We start from the raw sequence: 20,430 nt of genomic DNA on the forward strand, positions 1-20,430 counted from the left end.
CCTCCTTCGGTTTCAATGCTTGGGCAGCTCCAGAGCGACGGCCCCGGGGTGCTTCCTGACCAACGCATACGGCAACACCGCCCACTCAGGCCCGTCACAGGCCCGCGCTACCCGAGGAAAGTAGGCCTTGAGGAACAGCCCCTTGGGAGTGAAGTACCAACTGTTATCGCCCCAGACGCTCTCATCGCTGTAGTTGCAGCCCTCGTCGGGGTCGGTCGGCTCGCGCATCTTGGCGGGGTACAAGGCGCGAAACTGCTGGACCAGCCAGGGTGCCAGTTTTTCCTGGGTGTATTCGTAGAGGCCTGTGCGCTCAGCTTCGGTGAGACGAGTGTCCCCTTTGCCATTGCGGTCGCTGTGCAATAGCGGTTTGCCTTGCCCCACCCAGAGCACATCGGACAGTGACAACGGGTGGCCACTGTTCACGTCGATATTCATGGGGGAGTCGCCAAAGTCCGGGTGAGCACCGCCGCAGGAATAGCTGGTGGAGATATTCACGCTCAGTACCGCCGGTGAGAAGAACTGTGGTTTTACCGTCTGCATGAATTCGCCCTCCTGGGAGCCGGCTCCCAGCAGGCACTCGTGGTAGGCGCTCACCTCGCGCCACAGACGCTCCATCAACAACTGATTGAGACGCTGTTGCTGAGCTTCCGGGTAACCGCCGACCACCTTGAACATCGACAGCTTCGACCCTGGCTCGCTCCACCATTGCAGGGTGTAACCCATAAAGCTCTGCTGCTTGCCCTGCTTGAGGGCCAGGCCCTGCAGGCGCAGGTATTCGTACAGATCATTCGGATAAAGCTGCGCCAGATAGGGCAACGCATCCGGCTTGGGCGCCTCAGCCTTGGCCGTGGACAACTGCACATCGAGAGTCTTGCCCTTGGAGTCCTGCCACTGCCCCTGCCAGCCATCGGCAGTTTGCTGCAACTTGAAGGTGGGCAGGGCCGCCTGCTCATCGTCAGGGCGGCCTCCTCCCTCCCGCAGCTCCAGCGCCTGCCCGACAAGCGTGCCGTTGAGTGCCAGATCATGGTGATACTTCTGATAGAAATATCGTCCTGTGACGTCCTTGGGATCGCCGGTATTGATTTCCAGCACAATCGGCATCTTGCCCAGAGTGCCGCTGAGAACCTGTCGAGAGGGCGAGGCCTGCAGGCCCTGAAGGTAGATACACAGCAACAGGGCACCGAGGATCTGGCGCATCAATCCGTTGAACATGGAAACTCCCTTGCATGAAAAGGCCGCCAGCGTCGTCAGCAGCGCCTGGGCCTGGGGTAAGCGACAAGCAATTATGGACCGGCGCCCCAGGACAATCGAGCGGCCAAGCGTGACGCTTCTATCACTTCAGGCACATGCTCAGCAGCACCAGAAACAACAGACCGATGTAAACCCTCGCATGTACCCGGTCAGGGATCCTGCCGATCCAGGGCGCGGCCAGACGAATACCCAGCAACGAACCGATGGTGAGGACAAAAAACGCCAGCAGGTCGACGTAACCGACAAACCAGGGGCCCAGATCGAAGCGGCTATAGCCTGCCAGCGCTATATAGGTCGCAGTACCCGCCAGCGCCACGGGGACACTCAGCGGATTGGCCATGGAGGTGGCCTGGGTCATGCTCAGGCCGCAGCGACGTAGCAGGGGAACTGTCATGACACTGCCGCCCACTCCGAGGAAGGTAGCAATGACGCCTATTCCTACACCGCCAAAGAGCGTTTCGCCTGATCCCAGGTCACGGGTTTTCTGCCCTACCGACTGTTCAAGAAACCCCCGGCGCAGCAGGCAGTCGGCAATGGTCAGGCCCAGGTAGGCAATAAAGGCATAGCGGATCACCTCGCCACTCACCCACATGGCCCCCGCCGCGCCAACTATCGCCCCCAGCCCGATATAGCCACCCAGGGGCCACAGATAGCGGCGGACAAGATTGCCTGCGCGCTGGTGCCTGCCGGTGGCAACCAGGGCGTTGACGATCATCACGCAGGTCGAAGTGGCTACCGCGACATGCATCGCCGCCTGCCCCACCGCCGAATCGGCGCCCTGGCTGCCGAGCAACATCCAGTACAGCAGCGGCACCACCACAAACCCGCCACCAAAGCCGAACAGCACGGCGCTGATGCCAGTCATGCAACCAAAAAGTGCCAACAGTAGATAGAACATCAAGGCGTTTCCATTCAGGTAGACGCCCTGGAAGATAGAACCCCAGCGCTTGGCCGGCTTCAGCAAATTGGCCAATAATGTTTGCGTTTACGCCAAATACGGGACTGTGTCGGCATGCGCAATATCTCCATCGACCAACTGGATCAGACCCCGCGCCCCGTGCTCGCCATTGGCACCGACTACCCAGACGGGCAACGCCTGCCGCGCCATCGGCATCGGCGGGCGCAACTGCTCTATGGCGCCACCGGAGTGATGCAGGTCAGTACCGATCAGGGCAACTGGGTGGTGCCACCGCAGCGGGCGGTGTGGATTCCACCGGGGGTGGAACATGAGGTGCTGATGCTTGGGGTCAGCACTCGCAGCCTGTATATCGAGCCGGCCGCGGCGCCACTGGACAGCAGCGGCTGCCGGGTCATCGGCATCTCGCCACTGCTGCGCCAGCTACTGCTGGAAGCAGTGGACATGCCCCTGGAATACGACCTGGACGGGCGCGACGGGCTGCTGATCAACCTGCTGCTGCACGAAATCCAGCGTTGCCCTGGCCTGCCGCTGCACATTCCCTTGCCGGCCGGCGGCCCACTGCTGGAGCTGTGCCGGGCTTTTCTCGCCCGGCCCGATGTCCATCAATCCCCCCTGCACTGGGCAGACCGACTGCATGTCAGCCTGCGTACCTTCAATCGCTGGTTTCGCCAGGAGACCGATATGAGCTTCGTGCAGTGGCGGCAACGGGCCTGCGTGATCCAGGCCCTGGCCCGGCTGGCGGCCGCGGAGCCGGTAACCCGAATCGCCCTGGACCTGGGTTATGACAGCCCTGGCGCGTTCTCCACCATGTTCCGTCGGGTGCTGGGGCAATCCCCCAGCACCTACCTGAATCAAGAGCATCCAGCCCCTGGAAAAGCCTTGTGACCAAAGGCTGGCGCAGTGGCAGAAATTGAGTTTGATCCGGACGCAAAACAACTGTACAAATATCCAGCACAAAGCCAACGCACTGCCTAACCTCCCGGAGAAAACCATGGCCTCTCTCGCGATGAAAATCACCCTGGAACGTATCGCTCTCTATCAATTCACCCCGCAACACTGTGCCCAGGCCCGGGACATGCTGGGCTGGGACATGGATCAGCTGTCCCGCGAGTCCGCGGTCTCGGTGCAAGCCATCCAGCGCTTCGAAGCGGGCTACGAGGTCCGTGACGTAACCCGCCTGGCCCTGGCGTTCTGCCTTGAGGCCCAGGGCCTGGTGTTCTTCCCGGGCTTCACCCCTGGCCGCGGTATGAACATCAAGGGAGCCACTCCCAACCCGATGGAGCGGCCCGACTACGCCCTGATCGAATGATCCAGCCGCCTGGGCAAGTGCTCGCACAAGGCCGGTACTGGCAGAGGGGTCGAGCCCGGACGAACCGGCGGGCAGCCCAGGGTTTTGATCCGAGCCTCATGGCGCCGCAAACGGCGGATGCCATGGTCACCATCCTCATGGCGCCGCAAACGGCGGATGCCATGGTCACCATCCTCATAACCCGCCGCCCGGGCGAAGAAGGCCTGGGTCAGGCGGATTCGACGCCCGCCTGCTCCAGTGCACCTTCCACCTCCAGCCACCAGGCGGCTCCCCGCTGCGGCTGCGCCAGGTTGAAGGCTTCGCCCATTTGCGGCGTGGTGATGTTGGTACTGCGCTCCCAGGCCAGGGCCAGGATGCGGTCGAAGGGTTCGTGCCAGGCGTGCATCGCCAGGTCGAAGGTGCCGTTGTGGATCGGTAGCAGCCAACGACCTTGCAGGTCGATGTGGGCCTGCAGAGTCTGCTCGGGCTGCATGTGCACATGGGGCCATTCGACGTTGTAGGCCCCGGTTTCCATCAGTGTCAGGTCGAATGGGCCGTACTGCTGGCCGATACGCTTGAAACCGTCGAAATAACCGGTATCGCCGCTGAAGAAGATCCGCGTGGGGCCATCGATCATCACCCAGGAGGCCCACAAGGTCCGGTTGCCATCGAACAGACCACGCCCGGAAAAGTGCTGCGATGGGGTGGCAACGAAACGGACGCCAGCGACCTCACAGCCCTGCCACCAGTCCAGTTGCCGGACCTTGGCCGCCGGCACGCCCCACTTGATCAAGGTATCGCCCACCCCCAGCGGGGTGAGGAAATGCCGAGTCTTGTCCGCCAGGACCAGCACGGTCTTGTGATCAAGGTGATCGTAATGATCATGAGACAGGATCACCGCCTCGATATCGGGCAATTGCTCCAGGCTGATCGGCGGCTGGTGAAAGCGCTTCGGCCCGGCCCATTGCACGGGTGACGCGCGCTCGGCAAACACCGGATCGGTGATCCAGAACTTGCCGCGCATCTTCAGCAGCACGGTGGAATGCCCCAGGCGGTAGACGCTGTGATCGGGCGCCGCCAGCAACTGCTCGCGGGTCAGCGGCTGCACCGGAATGGCTCCGGCCGGGCGGGTATTGCGCGGCTTGTGGAACAACATGTTCCAGAAGATCTGCAGGGTCTTGCCAAAGCCGGCACGACGCACCGGCGCAAGGTTGCGAAAAGCCCCCTGCTCCTGGCGCGAGGTTTCCTCGCGGGGAGCACGGGTGATGCTTGACGAGACAGTGGCCATGATTGAAATGACTCCATGGAACGCAGCAAGGTTGCGACGTGGTATTGCGGGACGATCTACTGGCCAAGGCACGCAAGCATCAGCCGCCAATCATCGTTTTAAAGACGAACTACACTACACAGTGTAGTTTCTACATTGCAACAGGAAACAGACGAAGTAGACTGCCGAGTGTTTTTACCGACCACCCTGACCGAACCCAACTTATGACAGCCCCGAAGCGCCTCACCGACCTCAAACGCAGTGCCATCGTCCAGGCGGCGATCAGTGAATTTCGCACCAGCGGTTTCGAGATCACCAGCATGGACAAGATTGCCGCTACGGCTGGGGTGTCCAAGCGCACGGTGTACAACCACTTCCCCAGCAAGGAGGAACTGTTCGCCGAGATCCTGCACCAGCTCTGGGCCAGCATCAGCGCGCAATCGGAAATCATCTACCGCAGCGACCTGCCCCTGCGCGAGCAGTTGGAAAAGGTCGTGCGGGCCAAGCTGCAACTGCTGGCGGACGACAACTTTCTCGATCTGGCCCGGGTGGCCATCGCCGCAGCCATTCACTCGCCGGAACGGGCGCAGAACATGGTGGCGCGGCTTGGCGAACGGGAAGAAGGCCTGACCCTGTGGATTCGCGGCGCCCTGGCCGACGGTCGCCTCAAGCCGGTAGATCCGGAATTCGCCGCGACCCAGATGCACGGCCTGCTCAAGAGCTTCGCCTTCTGGCCGCAGATCACCATGGGCCAGGCGCCACTGGCAACAGGCATGCAAAATCAGGTCGTCGAGTCGGCGCTGGACATGTTCCTGGGCCACTACCAGGCCTGAGCTCCCGGGGCACTTATGCTCACCGAACCGCAGCCGGCGGTCGCCACCACTGTGAAATGGCTTGGAAGGACACTGATTATTCTCACTGGAATAAATGACAATATTCACCAGACTGATCCGATAAACGGCTAAGCCGAAAAAACACCACAAGGTGTTTCAGTACAGAACCTGGTGCAGGAATTTATGGAAAACCAACGCGGCAAGGGGCTGTCATTTGCCCGGCGCATCTATCGGCCAAGGATCATCGGCCTGGGTATCGGCGGTATCAGTGTATTCGCCACCCTCTACCCCCTTGCACTGCCCGGTTGGATCTGGGCCCTGCTCCTGTTCCACGGCCTGCTCTGGCCTCACCTGGCCTATCAACTCTCCACCCGTTCTGCCTTTCCCTACCAGGCAGAACGTCGCAACCTGCTGTACGACTCGATGCTGGGCGGTTTCTGGGCTGCCACCATGCAGTTCAATCCCCTGCCCGCCGTCACCATCCTGTCGATGATGGCCATGAACAATGTGGCCGCCGGGGGGGTGCGTCTGTTCATCCGTGGCGCTCTGGCCCAGGGCATCGGGGTCCTGTTGTCCTGGTCGCTGTTCGGCGCCAGCTTCAATACCCGGATCAGCCCGCTGCAGATCTATGCCTGCCTGCCGATGCTCACGCTCTATCCGCTGGCCGTGGGCATGGTCTGCTACCGGCTGGCGATCAAGCTGTCCGAGCACAAACGCGCCCTGAGCGCCCTGAGCCGCACCGACAGCCTCACCGGTCTGCTCAATCACGGCTCCTGGAAAGACCTGCTGCATATCAAGTTCCACAAATGCCAGCAGCAACAGATCGATGCCAGCATCGCCCTGATCGACATCGACCACTTCAAGGCGATCAACGACACCTACGGACACATCATCGGCGATACGGTGCTGCGCCATCTGAGCAACGAACTGCGGCGCAACCTGCGTCACGACGACCTCGCCGGCCGCTACGGCGGTGACGAGTTCTGCGTGATCCTGCCGCGCATGGACCGCCAGCAGGCACTGGAGGTCATGGAACGCCTGCGCCAGGTCTTCAGCCAGTACCGGCATCCGCAAGTGGCTGAACTGAAAGTCAGCCTGAGCATCGGCCTGGCCGCCTTCGACCGCGAATTCCAGGACCCTTCAAGTTGGCTCAACGCCGCCGACAAGGCCCTGTACCTGGCGAAAAACAGTGGCCGCAATCGAATTGCCAGCAATGACGACGAGGCTCATTCCCGGCAAACACAAATGGCATAAAAACCCAAAAAACTTATACAAAAAAGAAGTAAAAAACATTTTTGTACAACTTTATTTGGATTTATCCCGGCAATTGCCATCATAATGCCGCCACTTCGCTACCGCACAGGACCTCGATTCGGGGACAAATGCCGTAGCCCATCAATCCAACTAAATCGATTCGCAGCCACTACGTCTCCTCTTGATGCGGCCAACGATGCACGCCAGCAACGTCGCCCGCGTCATCGCTGCGAATTTATCTGTCAGTCATGGAACGCTGGCATTGAGCAGATAATGCCGAACGCTGGGGAGCATTCGGCATACCGGCGAACTCAATAGGGATCGACGCGACGTTTCTCCCACAGAGCACCAGCTACCATGCTATTCAACCGCCACAACAAGACCATCGATTCCCTGCAGCAAACCATTGCCGAACAATCCCGACTGCTGGAAGCCATCGATCGCTCCATGGCGGTGATCGAATTCGACCTGCAGGGCAACGTCCTGCGAGCCAACGCCAACTTTCTCCAGACCCTGGGCTATCGCGAAGACCAGGTGACAGGCCAGCCGCACCGCCTCTTCTGCACCCCGGAGTACGTTCGCAGCAGCGACTACCAGCAATTGTGGAACCGCCTCAGAAGCGGCCAGTTCGAATCCGGAACCTTCGAACGGGTGGCCAGCAACGGCCAGAGCCTGTGGCTGGAAGCCAGCTACAACCCCATCCGCGACGCATCCGGTGCAGTGTACAAAGTGGTCAAGTACGCCCTGGATGTCACCGCCCGAGTGCAGGAAGAGGTGGAGGCGCGAAACAAGCTGGACGCCATCGACCGGGCCATGGCGGTGATCGAGTTCAACCTCGACGGCAGCATCATCGGTGCCAACAGCAATTTCCTCAGCCGCATGGGCTACAGCCTGGCCGAGATCAAGGGCAAGCATCACCGCATGTTCTGCAAACCCGAGCTGATCAACAGCAGCGCCTACCAGGACTTCTGGAACCGCCTGAACCGGGGTGAGTTCTTCAACGGTCAGTTCGAGCGGATCGACAGGCACGGACGTACGCTGTGGCTGGAAGCCAACTACAACCCGGTCTACGACGCCAGCGGGCGCCTGTGCAAAGTGGTCAAGTACGCCGCCGACGTCACCCAGCAGGTGGAAAAACACGAACAGGATGCCCAGAGCGCGAGCCAGGCTTATCACATCTCGGTGCAGACCCGAAAAGTCGCCGAACAAGGCACCGGAGTGATCCAGCAAGCCGCCAGCGAAATGCGCCAGATCGCCGAGAACATCGAGGGATCTTCATCGCTGATCGCGCGCCTGGGCGAACGCTCCGAGCAGATCACCGCCATCGTCAACACCATCCGCGCCATTGCCGACCAGACCAACCTGCTGGCTCTGAACGCCGCCATCGAAGCGGCCAGGGCCGGGGACCAGGGCCGTGGTTTTGCCGTGGTGGCCGATGAAGTCCGGCAATTGGCGGCGCGCACCAGCGGCTCGACGGCGGAAATCTCCAGCATGATCGACATGATCCAGAACGAAACGCAGCAAGCCATCAAGAGCATGGACGGTACCCGGGAGCGGGCGGCCAAGGGCGTGCAACTGGCGGATCAGGCGGGCACGGTGATCCTGCAGATTCGCGACGGTGCCAGCGAGGCGGTAGAGGCCGTGAGCATGTTCGCCAACGAACGCGGCGCCCCCTGAGGGCAGGCTTTCCCGGCGTCGAGAGCGACGTCGGGCCTGGCCCGGGAGGCTATAGTGGCCTGACGTCCCAGTGCCTGGCGGAGGCCATCATGAGTTCCAGCGACACCCCGAAGAAACCCACTCTGGTCATCGACCACCTGCGCTTTCATCGCGCCCATGCCCACCTGGCGCCGACCTTCGGCACCGATAACTTCGCCCTGAAGGCAGAAGCCTTCGCCCGGTTCTTCGGCACCCCGACCTTCCTCGGCGCACAAACCCTGGTGGTGCTGGTCTGGGTGGCCCTAAACCTGACCGGCGTCACCCATTTCGACGTCTATCCCTTCATCCTGCTGAACCTGGCCTTCAGCCTGCAATCGGCCTATGCCGCCCCGCTGATTCTCCTCGCACAGACCCGCCAGGCCGCGCGGGACAAGGCCCAGGCGGATGCCGATGCGCAGCACCGCGAAGCCCTGGCCGTTGCCAACAGCGAGCGCCAGGCCCAGGCCGCACAGACCACCACGCAACTGATGGAGCTGCTGGAACAGAACACCCGCCTGACCGAAATGACCAAGCAACTGACCGAGCGCATCGAGAATCTCACCAGTGAGATGCATGAGCATTTCGTGCGCAAGGATCAACCCAAGGCCTGAAGGCCTCAGGGCCAGCGCAGGTGCCGCGCCAACTCGTCGAACAGTGTCACCACCGAACGCAAGGCCCGACAGTCCGGGCGGGTCAGCAGCCACAGGGCGGTTTCCTGGCCCAGGGGTTCACTCAACGCCTCCAGCCCGGCGCTGCCCACCAGGAAATCCGGCAGCGCGGCCACGCCCAGGCCTGCGCGCACCAGCTCGGTAACCGAAAGCATGCTGTTGCAGCGGTAACTGGGCTGTACGCCGGGCCATTGCTGGCGACGCCAGACCACGGTGGGGTGATCGGGCAGGAAATCGTCCGGGGCGATCCAGGCCAGCCGCGACAGATCAGTGCAGTCGACCCGTTGCCGATAGGCCGGGCTGGCGCATACCCTGTAGGACACCGCCCCCAGGCAGCGCCCCACCAGGTGCTCTGGAGGCCTGGCGGTCAGGCGCACGGCAATATCCGCATCACGCCGGTTGAGATTGGCGAAATCATTGGACGTGCACAGCTCGATGACCAGTGCCGGGTAGTTCGCCATGAACTGCGCCAGGGCCGGCAGCAACAGGCCTTGCAACACCGAATCGGTACAAGTCAGGCGTACCGTGCCGCTGACCACTTCGCCGCCCCGGGCCACGCCGATACGCGCCGCTTCCAGGGCCTGTTCAGCATGTTCTGCCTGCTGCGCCAGGGCCTGGGCCAGGCTGGTGGGCAAGTAGCCGGCGCGGCTCTTGTCGAACAACTGCTGGCCCAGCCCGGCCTCCAGCCGGCGCACGGCGCGAAACACCGTCGAGACGTCGACCTTGAGCAGGGCCGCAGCACGCGCCAGGGAGCCGCCGCGAACCAGGGCCAGGATCAATGAGAGATCGGGGTAGTCCAACTGATAGTGCGCTGGTGCAATGATCATTTGGGTAAACGCCAATATTGATTGCGTAGGCGCCAATTTATAGTGGGCCCAGGCCATCAACAAGTCAGGGTCACAACCGGAGAGTTCCATGCATCCACAGGTACCAGCACCGACCATTCGTATCGCCCTGGTGGGGGATTACGACCCACAGATCACCGCACACCAGGCCATCCCCCTGGCCCTGGAGCGGGCAGCGCAGGAGGGTGCCGGCCCAATGGAATACCAGTGGCTGGCAACCGCCGATCTGCACCAGGAGAAAGACCTGGAGGGCTTCCACGGTATCTGGTGTGTCCCCGGCAGCCCCTACCGCAACATCGAGGGTGCCCTGCTGGCGATCCGCGTGGCGCGTGAACAGCAGCGGCCATTTCTCGGTACCTGTGGCGGCTTTCAGCACGCGGTCCTGGAATACGCCCGCAATGTGCTGGGCTGGGCCGATGCTGAACACGGCGAAACCGCGCCCGACGCCGAGCGCGTGCTGCTCACTCCCTTGAGTTGCGCCCTGGTGGAAGCCCGGGACTCGATTCAGTTGCGCGCCAACAGCCGCATCGCCAGGGCCTACGGCACAACCTGCATCGAGGAAGGTTATCGCTGCCGCTATGGCGTCAATCCGGACTTCGCTGGCGCCCTGCTCAGCGGCACCTTGCTCCCCACTGGACATGACAGTGCCGGCGACTTGCGCAGCCTGGAACTGGACGAGCATCCGTTCTTCGTCGCCACCCTGTTCCAACCCGAGCGCGCGGCCCTCCAAGACCGCACACCGCCTCTGGTCAGGGCCTTGCTCACGGCCTGCCGGGAGTGCCAAGCATGACTGACCGAACTCCCGCACCGCCCTACTACGCCGTGATTTTCAGTTCCCAGCGCGGTGAGGCCGACCCCGCCTATGAACAGGCAGCCGAACGCATGCTCGAACTGGCGCGCCAGCAGCCGGGGTTTCTCGGGGTCGAATCGGCACGAGGTGAGGACGGCTTCGGCATCACCGTGTCGTACTGGAGCAGCGAAGCGGCGATCCTGGCCTGGAAGCAGCACCCCGAACACAGCGCGATCCGCGAGCGTGGTCGGGCACAGTGGTATCGCCAGTTCAGCACCCGGGTGAGCAAGGTCCAACGGGCTTACGGTTTTCCAGGCTGAGCCCGCTTCAGGCACGGATTCCCGAGCCGCCCGGGTGACGGCTCGGGGGCACGCATCAGCCCTGCGTGGTCGACAGCAGGCTGCGCACCGCCTGGATTTCCGGCAAGTCGCTGCGGCGCATGTATACCCGCAGCGGCTCGCTGATATTGATCCGGTCGTCGATGTTCTGATCCAGCAGCAGCTGGATCTGCTCGCGCTTGAGGCTCATGGCCTGGTCCGACACCGGCGCCCAGACAAACTCGTGGGCCGGCACGATGGCGTCGTCGGCCACGTCCATGCCAAAGGAGTCTTCGCTGAAGCGCACGATATAGCGACCGGTCTTGCGATTGAAGCCGACAAAGCCCTTGAGCTGGTCGGCAGCCTGACAGATGAGTTCGGAGGTGATGCTCATGGTAAACCTCACTAGAGTCCCGCAGGACAGGTGATCAATGGTCTACACGCGAGGCAAGGTACAGCGGAGTTTTCAGGGCCTCCCTCTGATGGGGAAACTGCAGCGCCCAAGAGTACTGCAAAGCGCCGGAAAAAAGCGCTGAAAAATGCAAATGAGAGGGATTTATGTCGCTCTGGAGATAGCACAAGCGTCATCGAGTTGTTAAAAGATATCCCCTTGCACACGCCCCCACGAAAGGATTTCGAGCATGCCCGCGACCTTCACCCCTTGTGCCCTGATGCTGGGCCTGATGCTCGCTTGCGGACTGGCCCAGGCCTCTGAACAGCCTGACCCGGACGCCCTGGCCGCTCGCCAGGGGATTCCACAGCCAGCGGTGATCGCCCACCGCGGCGCCTCTTTCGATGCCCCCGAATCCACCGCGGCTTCCTACACGCTGGCCCGGGAACTGGGCGCCGACTACCTGGAAATGGACCTGCAACGCAGCAAGGATGGCGTGCTCTTCGCCCTGCACGACAACAACCTGCAACGCACCACCGACGTGGCGCAGAAATTCCCCGAACGCAAGGACAGCCCGGCCAACGCCTTCACCATGGCGGAACTGAAAACCCTCGACGCCGGCAGCTGGTTCAACCAGGCCCACCCGGAGCGGGCGCGGCCGGGCTTTGCCGGGCTGAAGATCCTCACCCTGGATGAAATCATCGACATCGCCCAGGGCAATGCGCAGCACAAGCCCGGGCTGTATATCGAGACCAAGGAACCCCAGCTGTTCCCCGGTATCGAGCACGACCTCAAGGAAAAACTCCAGGACCGTGGCTGGCTGAGCCCGGCCGGTTCCAAGCTGGCGAAAAGCGAACTGGCGGTGGGCCAGGGCAAGGGCAAGGTGGTGCTGCAGACCTTCGACAAGCACAGCCTGGAACTGCTGCACCAGGCAATGCCCAACGTGCCGAAAGTACTGTTGCTGTGGGTCGCGCCCGGCAGTATCGAACCCGCGTCCGGCCAGAGCTTCGCCAGCAGCGGCGAAACCGACAAGGCCGCGTTCTATGCCCGGCAGCAGCCCAAGGACCAGGCCGAGTTCAAACGCTGGGTGGATTTCGCCAAGGCCCAGGGTGCCATCGGCACCGGCCCTTCCGCGGCCCTGACCGGCGGTGGCGAGCAGAGCTACTCGGACCTGGTGCAACCCTGGATGAACCAGTACACCCACGACCGGGGCCTGCTGGTGCACGTCTACACCATCGACGAGCCGGTGGACTTCAAGAAGGTCATGGATGCCGGGGTCGATGGCATCTTCACCAACCGCAGTGCCGAACTGCTCAAGTACTTCAAGCGGCCGGCCAGTGCCAGCGTGGCGCAATTGCTGGACGCCAGCGGTTACTGAATGGCGGTTTCGCACTGGCACGGCGAGCTCTGGCTGGGCCGGGATTTCGGCCTGATCCACGGGGCGATGGGGCCAACCGAGCCCCATGCCCACTATGCCCATCAGCTGATCATCGCCCCCGGGCAACCGGTCACGGTGGCGCTCGCGGGCGGGCTGCAGAGTGCTCATTCCCTGTTGATCCCGGCCTTGCAGCGCCACGCCATCGTTCAGGCTCCCGAGCAGGCCTTCACGGTGTACGCCGAGCCGCTGCTGATCGCCGTCGAAGACCTGCAAGCATGCGTCAGTGGCGCCGAACCCTCACTGCCCGGCCTGGAAGCGGCGCTGCGCCGTTGCCCACGCCAGCCCGTTGCCGATCCACGTGTAGCGCGGGCACTGCACGCCGTGGATGCCACCCTGGAGGGCAAGGTCGCCGCCGCGCAACTGGCGGCCCGGGCCCATGTATCCCTGAGCCAGCTGGAGCGTCTGTTCGCCCGTGACGTCGGCCTGCCGGTAAGGCGCCTGGTGCTCTGGCGCCGCCTGCGCCTGGCCATGGCCCTGGTGCTGGAGGGCCAGACTCACACTGGCGCGGCACACGGCGCCGGGTTCGCCGACAGCGCGCACTTCTCCCGCACCCTGAAGAGCCTGTTCGGCGTCACCGCCAGCCAGGCCCTCAAGCACCTCAAGCCTCGCTTGCTGGTCTGACGCGCCGGCGCAACTGCTCGGGCACCACGGGTTCTGCCCCATAGCGCTGTGCCTTGAACGGCTCCAGCAACTGCGGCCAGTAATCCACCGGGTAGTCGGCACGGCTGCCAATCCCCAGGTCGCCCTGGCGCATGCAATAGTCATCGCGATAAAACGCGGTGCCCAGCAGCCAGTCCCAGAGATTGAAGAACAGCCCGAAGTTCACATCCCCGGCGCGTCCGTACTTCATGTGGTGAAAGCGATGCACCGGCGCCCAGGCGAAGATCCAGCGCAAAGGCCCCAGGCGCATGTCGACATTGGAATGCTGCAACAGCAGCTGGACGGCAATGGCCAGGGCCAGCAACTGCGCCACCGTCAGCGGGATGCCCAGCAACACCAGCGGCAGCAGCCCGGCCGAAGCTTCGATCAACTGGTGCAGGGGATGCTTGAGCAAGCCATTGAAACCGTACATGCGCTGCACACTGTGATGCACCGCATGCAAACGCCAGAGCCAGGCCAGGCGGTGACTGGCGTAGTGGGCCAGGGTAATGCCGCAATCAGCGATCACGATGGCCAGCAGCAACTGCCCCCAGAGCGGCCAGCCCTGGGGCCAGAGCCCATCATGGGCCAGCAGCGCCACCAGCCCGGGCAACGCCAGCAGCCCCAGCGCATTGAGGCTTTCATTGACCAGGGCATGCAGGCTGTCGCGCAGCCGGTCGCCTTGGGAACGGTTCCAGCCAGGCTCATAGGGCAAGCACCATTCCGCCAGGAACGACACCCCCAGCGCAGCCCCGAACACCCCCAACAACCCGCTGGCAGACGCCGGCCCAGCACTCATCCACCACACCCCGGCGCCGATGAACCCGGCAAACACCAAGGGTGCGTACAACCATGCAAGCATTCGTTTCATTCGCTGCAGCTCCTGTAGGGAAAACCGCAGCTTGCGACCCGATGCCGGGGCGCGGCTTGAACAAACGACGCAAAGAGTGACCTGAATTAAGGGTGAATTAAGTTGCGTTGGCTAACCTGTGCCCATCGAAACCCATCACCCCAAGGAATCAACCCATGACCAAGTTCTCCGCCCTGTTCGCAGCCGCCGCCCTGACCCTGACCGCTGGCCTGGCCCAGGCCGATGTGCGCCCGGACCTGATCCCCGGCCTGCTCAAGTCCGGCGCCATCATGGACCTGGAAAAACTCAACCAGGCCGCCCTCGCCCAGCACCCGGGCACCACCGCCGCCAGCATCACCGACACCGAGCTCGAGCAGACCGCCACTGGCGCCTACGTCTACCAGGTGGAACTGCGCGACAGCAAAGGCATCGAGTGGGACGTGGACCTGGATGCCAAGACTGGCAAGGTCCTGAGCAACAAGCAAGACAAGTAACCCCCCGCCCCTACAAGGCCGCGCCCCGCTTCGGGAGCGCGGCCTTGTGCGTTGGGGCGTGCGGATCAGTCAGGCACTGGTGCTGACCAGGGAGCCTGAAGTACTGCTCTGGGATTGCTGCAGGGCCTGGAACAAGGCCGCGGTGGCGGTCTGCAACGAAGCGCTGGTGCTGGCCACCTGAGCCTGGGCTGCCGCTACTTGCGCGGCCTTGGCATCGGCACTTTCCTGCTGGCTCTGCGCAGCCTGCAACTGCTGCTGTTGCTCCTGCAATTGCTTTTGCAGTTCAGCGATCTGCTTGCGCAACTGCTTGACCGAGTCGCTGCTGGAATCATCGCTGCTGGAACTGCCGCCGGCCGCGCCAGCACCCGTGGCCGGCGCCTTGGTCGCGTCGCTGGCAGCAGTGGTACTGGCGGTGGAGGTCGCTGAAGTGTCGCTGTCCGAACTGCCGGCGATGCGGGTCTTGCTCGGGCTGACCTGGGTCTGGTTGATCGCGATGGAAGTGATGCTGACCATGGTGTGAGTCCTGTCGGGTGTGAAGATACCCGGTCATCGACACCCGCCCCGGCCACTTGAGAGTGATCGTGTATCGGCCTGGTAAGCAGGCCGATACACCCCGGCCGACCTCAGGCGCTCAAGCGCGCCGTGACCTCGCTCAACTGCCCCGACAGGCCGTGCAAATTGCGGCTCGCCGCCTCGGTGCGCTGCACGTTGTCCAGATTGGTACTGGCGATGGACGTGATCTCGGTGAGGTTGCGGGAAATGTCCTCGGCCACCGACGTCTGCTCCTCGGCGGCGGTCGCGATCTGCCGGTTCATGTCGCGAATCGCTTCCACCGCTTCGGTGATGCGCTCGAGCATGGCCCCGGCCTCGGTCACCTGCTGCACGCTCTGCTCGCTGCGGGACTGGCCGCTCTCGATGGCCTGGGCCGCATCCACGGCCCCGGTCTGCACGCTCTGGATGATCTGGTTGATCTCGGTGATCGAGGCCGCGGTGCGCTGCGCCAGGCTGCGCACTTCATCGGCGACCACGGCAAAACCGCGCCCGGCCTCACCGGCCCGGGCCGCTTCGATGGCCGCGTTGAGGGCCAGCAGGTTGGTCTGTTCGGCAATGCCCTGGATCACTTCCAGGACCTTGCCGATGCGCCCGCTGTCGGCCTCCAGCCGGCGGATCACGGTGGCGGTGTTGGCAATCTCGCCACGCATCTGGGTGATGCTGTGGATGGTCTGCTGCATCACCTGTTCGCCCTGCTGCGCCGACTGGTCGGCATCGTCTGCGGCACGAGCGGCGTCGGCGGCGTGGCGCGCCACTTCCTGGGCGGTGGCGGACATCTCGTTCATCGCCGTGGCCACCTGGTCCGTGCGGTTGAACTGCTCGTTGGTGCCCTGGGACATCAGGGTGGCGATGGAGTTGAGCTCGCCGCTGGAACTGTCCAGGTCCGAGGCACTGCGCTGCAAGCTGGCGAAGGTCTGGGCCAGGAAATCCCGCAGGGTGTTGGCGGCCATCGCCAGCTTGCCCAGTTCATCCTGACGCTCGCTGGCCACCCGCTGGGCCAGTTGGCCGCGGCTGAGCTGGGCGACATAGTCGATCAACTGACGGATCGGCTGCACCAGGCTGCGATTGACCAGCCACAGGCTGAGCAGGCCGATCAGCAAACCGGAAGCCAGCATCACCAGAATACCCAGCCACACCGTGCGGTCGGCCGCTGCACTGATCTCGGCGGACTGCCGGTCGCCGTGCTGGCGCAGCTCGGTCACCAGTTCGCTCATCTGCTCGCTGGTGGCCCGGTCCACGCCCTTGACCGCGGCATCGCCGGCACTCGGATCGGCACCGCCGGCCACATAGGCATCGCGGCCCTTCTGGTAGGCCGAACCCAACTGCCGGTGCTCATCCGCCAGGCGCTGCACCCGGCTCTTGAGGGAGGCGTCCAGCCCGGGGGTCTGCACCAACTGGCCGAGGATGTTCTGCACATCGCGCTGGCGGTCTTCGAACTGCTGCCAGTACTTGTTCAACTCCTGGGGCTGCTTGCCCCGCAACAATACGTTCTTCCACTCCTGCACCTGGCTCTTGAACTGCAGGTTGGCCTCGTCGATCAACTGCGAACTGCGCAGCGGACCTTCAATCAGCTCGCGGTAGCTCTGCACGCCACCGGACAGCAAATGAAAACTCGCCAGGGCGATCAACAACATCGCCAGCAGGCTACCGCTCAGCAGGGCAAGGATTTGCGCTCTCAGGGATTTTTGCAAAAACATCGAGGAGATCTCATGGCAGGGATAGAGCAGGCCCGATGAAGGCATGCGTAGTGCCGAACATCCCTGTAAGGCGCATTCGAGAGGGGTCGAATGAGTGCAGCGTAGGAGTGTGATCGGCCTGCGCAAGACAATCTTGAGTGCCGCCGACCATCGGTATGACGGGCTCCATCATGCACTTCAAAACGTCACAAAAATGTCAAAAAGCCTTGCCATGATGGGGCTCAAGTGAACCTGAGAAACCCGCGCCAGGCACTGTCCCTCCTGCGAGACTCCATGAACCACAGCATCGACCAGAGTCACCGTGATTCCGATCTGTTCGGCCTGCTCTACGGTTTCAGCTTTCGCCCCGGCGAACGGGGCCGCGAACTGGACTCGGCCAAGGCCCTGCAAGCCCTGCAACACCCCGAGGACAGCGAGGAGTTCCTCTGGCTGCACCTGAACCTGGCTCACGCCGCGTGCGAGCGCTGGATGAAGTCCCACCTGCAATTGCCCGACGAATTCTTCGAGGCCCTGCACGAAGGCTCGCGCTCGACCCGCATCGAACAGGTGGATTCGGCCCTGCTGGCGGTGGTCAACGACGTGGTGTTCAACTTCGGCAGCATGGTTTCCTCGGACATCTCCACCCTCTGGGTCTGCGCCCGCAGCCGCCTGATCGTCAGCGCCCGCCTGCAGCCGCTGCACTCGGTGGACAAGCTGCGCTCCTCGGTCAAGGCCGGAGAACGCTTTCGCTCGCCCCTGGAACTGCTGGTGCACCTGCTAAGGGACCAGGGCGAAGTGCTGACCCAGATCGTGCGCCGGACCAGCCTCAGCGTGGATCAGATCGAGGACCAGTTGCTGGCAGCCCGGGTCTCCACCAACCGTGCCGAACTGGGGGCCATGCGCCGGGTGCTGGTGCGCCTGCAACGGCTGCTGGCCCTGGAGCCGGGCTCGCTGCTGCGCCTGCTCAACCGCCCGCCGCAATGGTTGCAAAAGGAAGACGTCAAGGAGCTGCGCAAGTCCACCGAAGAGTTCGCCTTGATCATCAACGACCTCACCGCCCTGGGGGAGCGGATCAAGCTGCTGCAGGAAGAGATCGCCGCCAATCTCAACGAACAGACCAACCGCACCCTGTTCACCCTGACGGTGGTCACGGTGCTGGCGTTGCCGATCAACATCATCGCCGGTTTCTTTGGCATGAACGTCGGTGGCATTCCGTTCTCCGGCGACCCGGAGGGCTTCTGGATCCTGGTAGCGCTGGTGGCCACTTTCACCGTGATCGCCGGGCGCTGGGCCTTTCGCAAACGCCAGGACTACTGACTCCACCTTGTAGGAGCCGGCTTGCCGGCGAAGGCGTCCGCCAAGGCAGGTGCTTGGCTTGAGGGCCTCTTCGCCGGCAAGCCGGCTCCTACGGGATGAGCGGGATGGAGGGATGGTCGTGCGTGATCGATCTGATCAACGGAACGGCTCAATCGCGTAAACCATGACCTGAGGCAGCCTCCCTGTAACATTCAGCAACGATCATGGGCAGCACTCCTTCTCGCCACAGGATTGTCCAGCAATGGCCACCCCGTCCCTGACTGCCGCTTCGTCCAACCTCGACAGCAAACCGCAACTGGATAAAAAGCCCGGCCCCTTCACCCTCGTCGCCTTCTTCGCGGTGCTGGCCATGGGCTTGCTGTTCACCGCCTACAGCCTGGTGCACGACATGCACGAGCTGGGCACCACGGTCACCACCTGGACCCCGTTCCTGCTCCTGGGCGTGGCGTTGCTGATCGCCCTGGGCTTCGAGTTCGTCAACGGTTTCCATGACACCGCCAACGCCGTGGCCACGGTGATCTACACCCACTCGCTACCGCCGCAGTTCGCGGTGGTCTGGTCCGGCCTGTTCAACTTCCTCGGCGTACTGCTGTCCAGCGGCGCGGTGGCTTTCGGCATCATCGCCCTGCTGCCGGTGGAACTGATCCTGCAGGTGGGTTCCTCCGCCGGTTTCGCGATGATCTTCGCCCTGCTGATCGCCGCCATCCTATGGAACCTCGGCACCTGGTGGCTGGGCCTGCCGGCTTCGTCTTCCCACACCCTGATCGGCTCGATCATCGGTGTCGGCGTGGCCAATGCCCTGATGCATGGCCGCGACGGCACCAGCGGCGTGGACTGGGGCCAGGCCACCAAGGTCGGCTACGCCCTGCTGTTCTCGCCCCTGATCGGCTTCGTGTTCGCCGCCCTGCTGCTGTTGGCCCTGCGCCTGTTCGTCAAGAACCGTGCCCTGTACAAGGCACCCAAGGGCGACGCACCGCCGCCCTGGTGGATTCGCGGGCTGCTGATCCTGACCTGCACCGGCGTGTCCTTCGCCCACGGTTCCAACGACGGCCAGAAAGGCATGGGCCTGATCATGCTGATCCTGGTGGGCACCCTGCCCATGGCCTACGCCTTGAACCGCACCATGCCCGCCGACCAGTCGCTGCAATTCGCCGCGGTGGCCGAAGTCACCCAGCAGGCCCTGGTGAAGAGTGCCCCGCAACCGGCGCCGGCCGATTCCCGCGCGGTGCTCTCCGAGTACATGCGCAGCAAGGAAGCGACACCGGAACTGATCCCCGCGCTGGCCGCCCTGACCGGCGCCATCGGCACTGAAGTGAAGGGCTACGGTTCGCTGGCCAAGGTGCCCGCCGAAGCCATGGGCAACGTGCGCAACGACATGTACCTGACCAGCGAGGCGATCCGCCTGATGGACAAGAATCAGGTAGGCCACTTCGACCAGGACACCCGGGACAAACTGCAACTGTTCAAGCAACAGATCGACAACGCCACGCGCTTCATTCCGCTGTGGGTGAAGATCGCCGTGGCCATCGCCCTTGGCCTGGGCACCATGGTGGGCTGGAAGCGCATCGTGGTCACCGTTGGCGAAAAGATCGGCAAGACCCACCTGACCTACGCCCAGGGTGCCTCGGCGGAAACCGTGGCGATGCTGACCATCGGCGCGGCGGACATGTTCGGCCTGCCGGTGTCCACCACCCATGTGCTGTCCTCGGGGGTGGCCGGGACCATGGTGGCCAATGGCGGCGGCTTACAGATGCGCACCATCCGCAACCTGGCCATGGCCTGGGTGCTGACCCTGCCGGCGGCGATCCTGCTGTCCGGCAGCCTGTACTGGTTGTTCACTCAGCTGTTCTGAGGGGCATGCCTCCCCCTCTGTAACCGCTGCCGAGCCTGCGAGGCTGCGAAAAGGCCCGCGGGGCCTTGCCTGGCGATCCCTCGCCAAACCTGCA

General features: G+C 63.3%; 20 protein-coding genes and 3 pseudogenes. 14 read left to right on the forward strand and 9 right to left on the reverse strand.

Annotation, left to right across the window (positions count from 1 at the left end):
- Nucleotides 1-12: 12 nt before the first annotated feature.
- Nucleotides 13-1,212, reverse strand: coding sequence for a hypothetical protein (locus tag A9971_RS21775; protein WP_182999988.1), 1,200 nt, complete (start codon nucleotides 1,210-1,212; stop codon nucleotides 13-15).
- 121 nt (nucleotides 1,213-1,333) lie between these two features.
- Nucleotides 1,334-2,149 (reverse strand): sulfite exporter TauE/SafE family protein, encoded by an 816-nt coding sequence (locus A9971_RS21780; protein WP_182999989.1) that lies wholly within the window; start codon nucleotides 2,147-2,149, stop codon nucleotides 1,334-1,336.
- Nucleotides 2,150-2,263: 114 nt separating this feature from the next.
- Here A9971_RS21780 and A9971_RS21785 point away from each other — a divergent pair, with 114 nt between their 5' ends.
- Both A9971_RS21785 and A9971_RS21790 read left to right on the forward strand, forming a co-directional pair.
- On the forward strand, nucleotides 2,264-3,055 hold the full coding sequence (locus A9971_RS21785) for a helix-turn-helix transcriptional regulator (protein WP_011062784.1): 792 nt from the start codon (nucleotides 2,264-2,266) through the stop codon (nucleotides 3,053-3,055).
- A 106-nt stretch (nucleotides 3,056-3,161) separates the two neighbouring features.
- Nucleotides 3,162-3,479, forward strand: a complete 318-nt coding sequence (locus A9971_RS21790; RefSeq protein ID WP_026020019.1) for an XRE family transcriptional regulator — start codon at nucleotides 3,162-3,164, stop codon at nucleotides 3,477-3,479.
- 208 nt (nucleotides 3,480-3,687) lie between these two features.
- Here A9971_RS21790 and A9971_RS21795 read toward each other — a convergent pair whose 3' ends face one another.
- Nucleotides 3,688-4,746, reverse strand: coding sequence for an MBL fold metallo-hydrolase (locus A9971_RS21795; RefSeq protein WP_182999990.1), 1,059 nt, complete (start codon nucleotides 4,744-4,746; stop codon nucleotides 3,688-3,690).
- Nucleotides 4,747-4,949: 203 nt separating this feature from the next.
- On the opposite strand from A9971_RS21795, the gene A9971_RS21800 reads away from it, so the two are divergent.
- The 5 genes and pseudogenes from A9971_RS21800 (at nucleotide 4,950) to A9971_RS21815 (ending at nucleotide 9,118) form a co-directional block, all read left to right on the forward strand.
- Nucleotides 4,950-5,558, forward strand: coding sequence for a TetR/AcrR family transcriptional regulator (locus tag A9971_RS21800; RefSeq protein WP_011062787.1), 609 nt, complete (start codon nucleotides 4,950-4,952; stop codon nucleotides 5,556-5,558).
- A gap of 183 nt (nucleotides 5,559-5,741) precedes the next feature.
- Nucleotides 5,742-6,812, forward strand: coding sequence for a diguanylate cyclase (locus A9971_RS21805; protein WP_011062788.1), 1,071 nt, complete (start codon nucleotides 5,742-5,744; stop codon nucleotides 6,810-6,812).
- A 357-nt stretch (nucleotides 6,813-7,169) separates the two neighbouring features.
- Nucleotides 7,170-7,943, forward strand: a pseudogene (locus A9971_RS33255) (PAS domain-containing protein); the annotation flags it as partial.
- Between the two features lie 105 nt (nucleotides 7,944-8,048).
- Nucleotides 8,049-8,489 (forward strand): annotated as a pseudogene (locus tag A9971_RS33260) (methyl-accepting chemotaxis protein); the annotation flags it as partial.
- Between the two features lie 89 nt (nucleotides 8,490-8,578).
- Nucleotides 8,579-9,118: a DUF1003 domain-containing protein gene (locus A9971_RS21815; RefSeq protein WP_182999991.1), complete on the forward strand. Its 540-nt coding sequence runs from the start codon at nucleotides 8,579-8,581 to the stop codon at nucleotides 9,116-9,118.
- Between the two features lie 5 nt (nucleotides 9,119-9,123).
- Here A9971_RS21815 and A9971_RS21820 read toward each other — a convergent pair whose 3' ends face one another.
- On the reverse strand, nucleotides 9,124-10,002 hold the full coding sequence (locus A9971_RS21820) for a LysR family transcriptional regulator (protein ID WP_011062791.1): 879 nt from the start codon (nucleotides 10,000-10,002) through the stop codon (nucleotides 9,124-9,126).
- Nucleotides 10,003-10,090: 88 nt separating this feature from the next.
- Between A9971_RS21820 and A9971_RS21825 the strand changes: the two genes are divergently transcribed.
- Both A9971_RS21825 and A9971_RS21830 read left to right on the forward strand, forming a co-directional pair.
- Complete coding sequence (locus A9971_RS21825; protein ID WP_072442747.1) at nucleotides 10,091-10,810, forward strand: CTP synthase; 720 nt, start codon at nucleotides 10,091-10,093, stop codon at nucleotides 10,808-10,810.
- A complete protein-coding gene (locus tag A9971_RS21830) occupies nucleotides 10,807-11,130 on the forward strand; it encodes an antibiotic biosynthesis monooxygenase (RefSeq protein WP_011062793.1) in 324 nt (107 codons plus the stop codon). Before A9971_RS21825 ends, A9971_RS21830 begins: the two co-directional genes overlap by 4 nt.
- Nucleotides 11,131-11,185: 55 nt before the next feature.
- Here A9971_RS21830 and A9971_RS21835 read toward each other — a convergent pair whose 3' ends face one another.
- Nucleotides 11,186-11,521: a DUF2025 family protein gene (locus A9971_RS21835; protein ID WP_011062794.1), complete on the reverse strand. Its 336-nt coding sequence runs from the start codon at nucleotides 11,519-11,521 to the stop codon at nucleotides 11,186-11,188.
- Between the two features lie 247 nt (nucleotides 11,522-11,768).
- Between A9971_RS21835 and A9971_RS21840 the strand changes: the two genes are divergently transcribed.
- Together A9971_RS21840 and A9971_RS21845 are read left to right on the forward strand one after the other, a co-directional pair.
- Nucleotides 11,769-12,896 carry a glycerophosphodiester phosphodiesterase gene (locus A9971_RS21840; RefSeq protein WP_182999992.1) on the forward strand — a complete coding sequence of 376 codons (1,128 nt, stop codon included), beginning with the start codon at nucleotides 11,769-11,771 and terminating at the stop codon, nucleotides 12,894-12,896.
- A complete protein-coding gene (locus tag A9971_RS21845; protein WP_053159828.1) occupies nucleotides 12,897-13,577 on the forward strand; it encodes an AraC family transcriptional regulator in 681 nt (226 codons plus the stop codon). It begins immediately after the preceding gene.
- Here the strand turns inward: A9971_RS21845 and A9971_RS21850 are convergent.
- On the reverse strand, nucleotides 13,555-14,466 hold the full coding sequence (locus tag A9971_RS21850; protein WP_053153355.1) for a sterol desaturase family protein: 912 nt from the start codon (nucleotides 14,464-14,466) through the stop codon (nucleotides 13,555-13,557). The genes A9971_RS21845 and A9971_RS21850 overlap by 23 nt on opposite strands.
- A 155-nt stretch (nucleotides 14,467-14,621) precedes the next feature.
- Between A9971_RS21850 and A9971_RS21855 the strand changes: the two genes are divergently transcribed.
- Nucleotides 14,622-14,939: a PepSY domain-containing protein gene (locus A9971_RS21855; protein WP_011062798.1), complete on the forward strand. Its 318-nt coding sequence runs from the start codon at nucleotides 14,622-14,624 to the stop codon at nucleotides 14,937-14,939.
- Between the two features lie 69 nt (nucleotides 14,940-15,008).
- On the opposite strand, the gene A9971_RS21860 is transcribed toward A9971_RS21855, so the two are convergent.
- The 3 genes and pseudogenes from A9971_RS21860 to A9971_RS33270 all read right to left on the reverse strand — a co-directional run.
- Complete coding sequence (locus tag A9971_RS21860) at nucleotides 15,009-15,452, reverse strand: hypothetical protein (protein ID WP_019093598.1); 444 nt, start codon at nucleotides 15,450-15,452, stop codon at nucleotides 15,009-15,011.
- Between the two features lie 110 nt (nucleotides 15,453-15,562).
- Entirely contained in the window at nucleotides 15,563-16,441 is an 879-nt protein-coding gene (locus A9971_RS33265) for a methyl-accepting chemotaxis protein (protein WP_370059444.1), read from the reverse strand.
- Between the two features lie 54 nt (nucleotides 16,442-16,495).
- Nucleotides 16,496-17,233, reverse strand: a pseudogene (locus A9971_RS33270) (methyl-accepting chemotaxis protein); the annotation flags it as partial.
- Between the two features lie 228 nt (nucleotides 17,234-17,461).
- Between A9971_RS33270 and A9971_RS21870 the strand changes: the two are divergent.
- Both A9971_RS21870 and A9971_RS21875 read left to right on the forward strand, forming a co-directional pair.
- A complete protein-coding gene (locus A9971_RS21870; RefSeq protein ID WP_011062801.1) occupies nucleotides 17,462-18,484 on the forward strand; it encodes a transporter in 1,023 nt (340 codons plus the stop codon).
- 241 nt (nucleotides 18,485-18,725) lie between these two features.
- On the forward strand, nucleotides 18,726-20,336 hold the full coding sequence (locus A9971_RS21875; RefSeq protein WP_015636700.1) for an inorganic phosphate transporter: 1,611 nt from the start codon (nucleotides 18,726-18,728) through the stop codon (nucleotides 20,334-20,336).
- The last annotated feature ends 94 nt before the right edge of the window (nucleotides 20,337-20,430 follow it).

Source organism: Pseudomonas sp. UME65, from assembly GCF_014170225.1.
GTDB classification, from domain to species: Bacteria; Pseudomonadota; Gammaproteobacteria; order Pseudomonadales; family Pseudomonadaceae; genus Aquipseudomonas; species Aquipseudomonas protegens.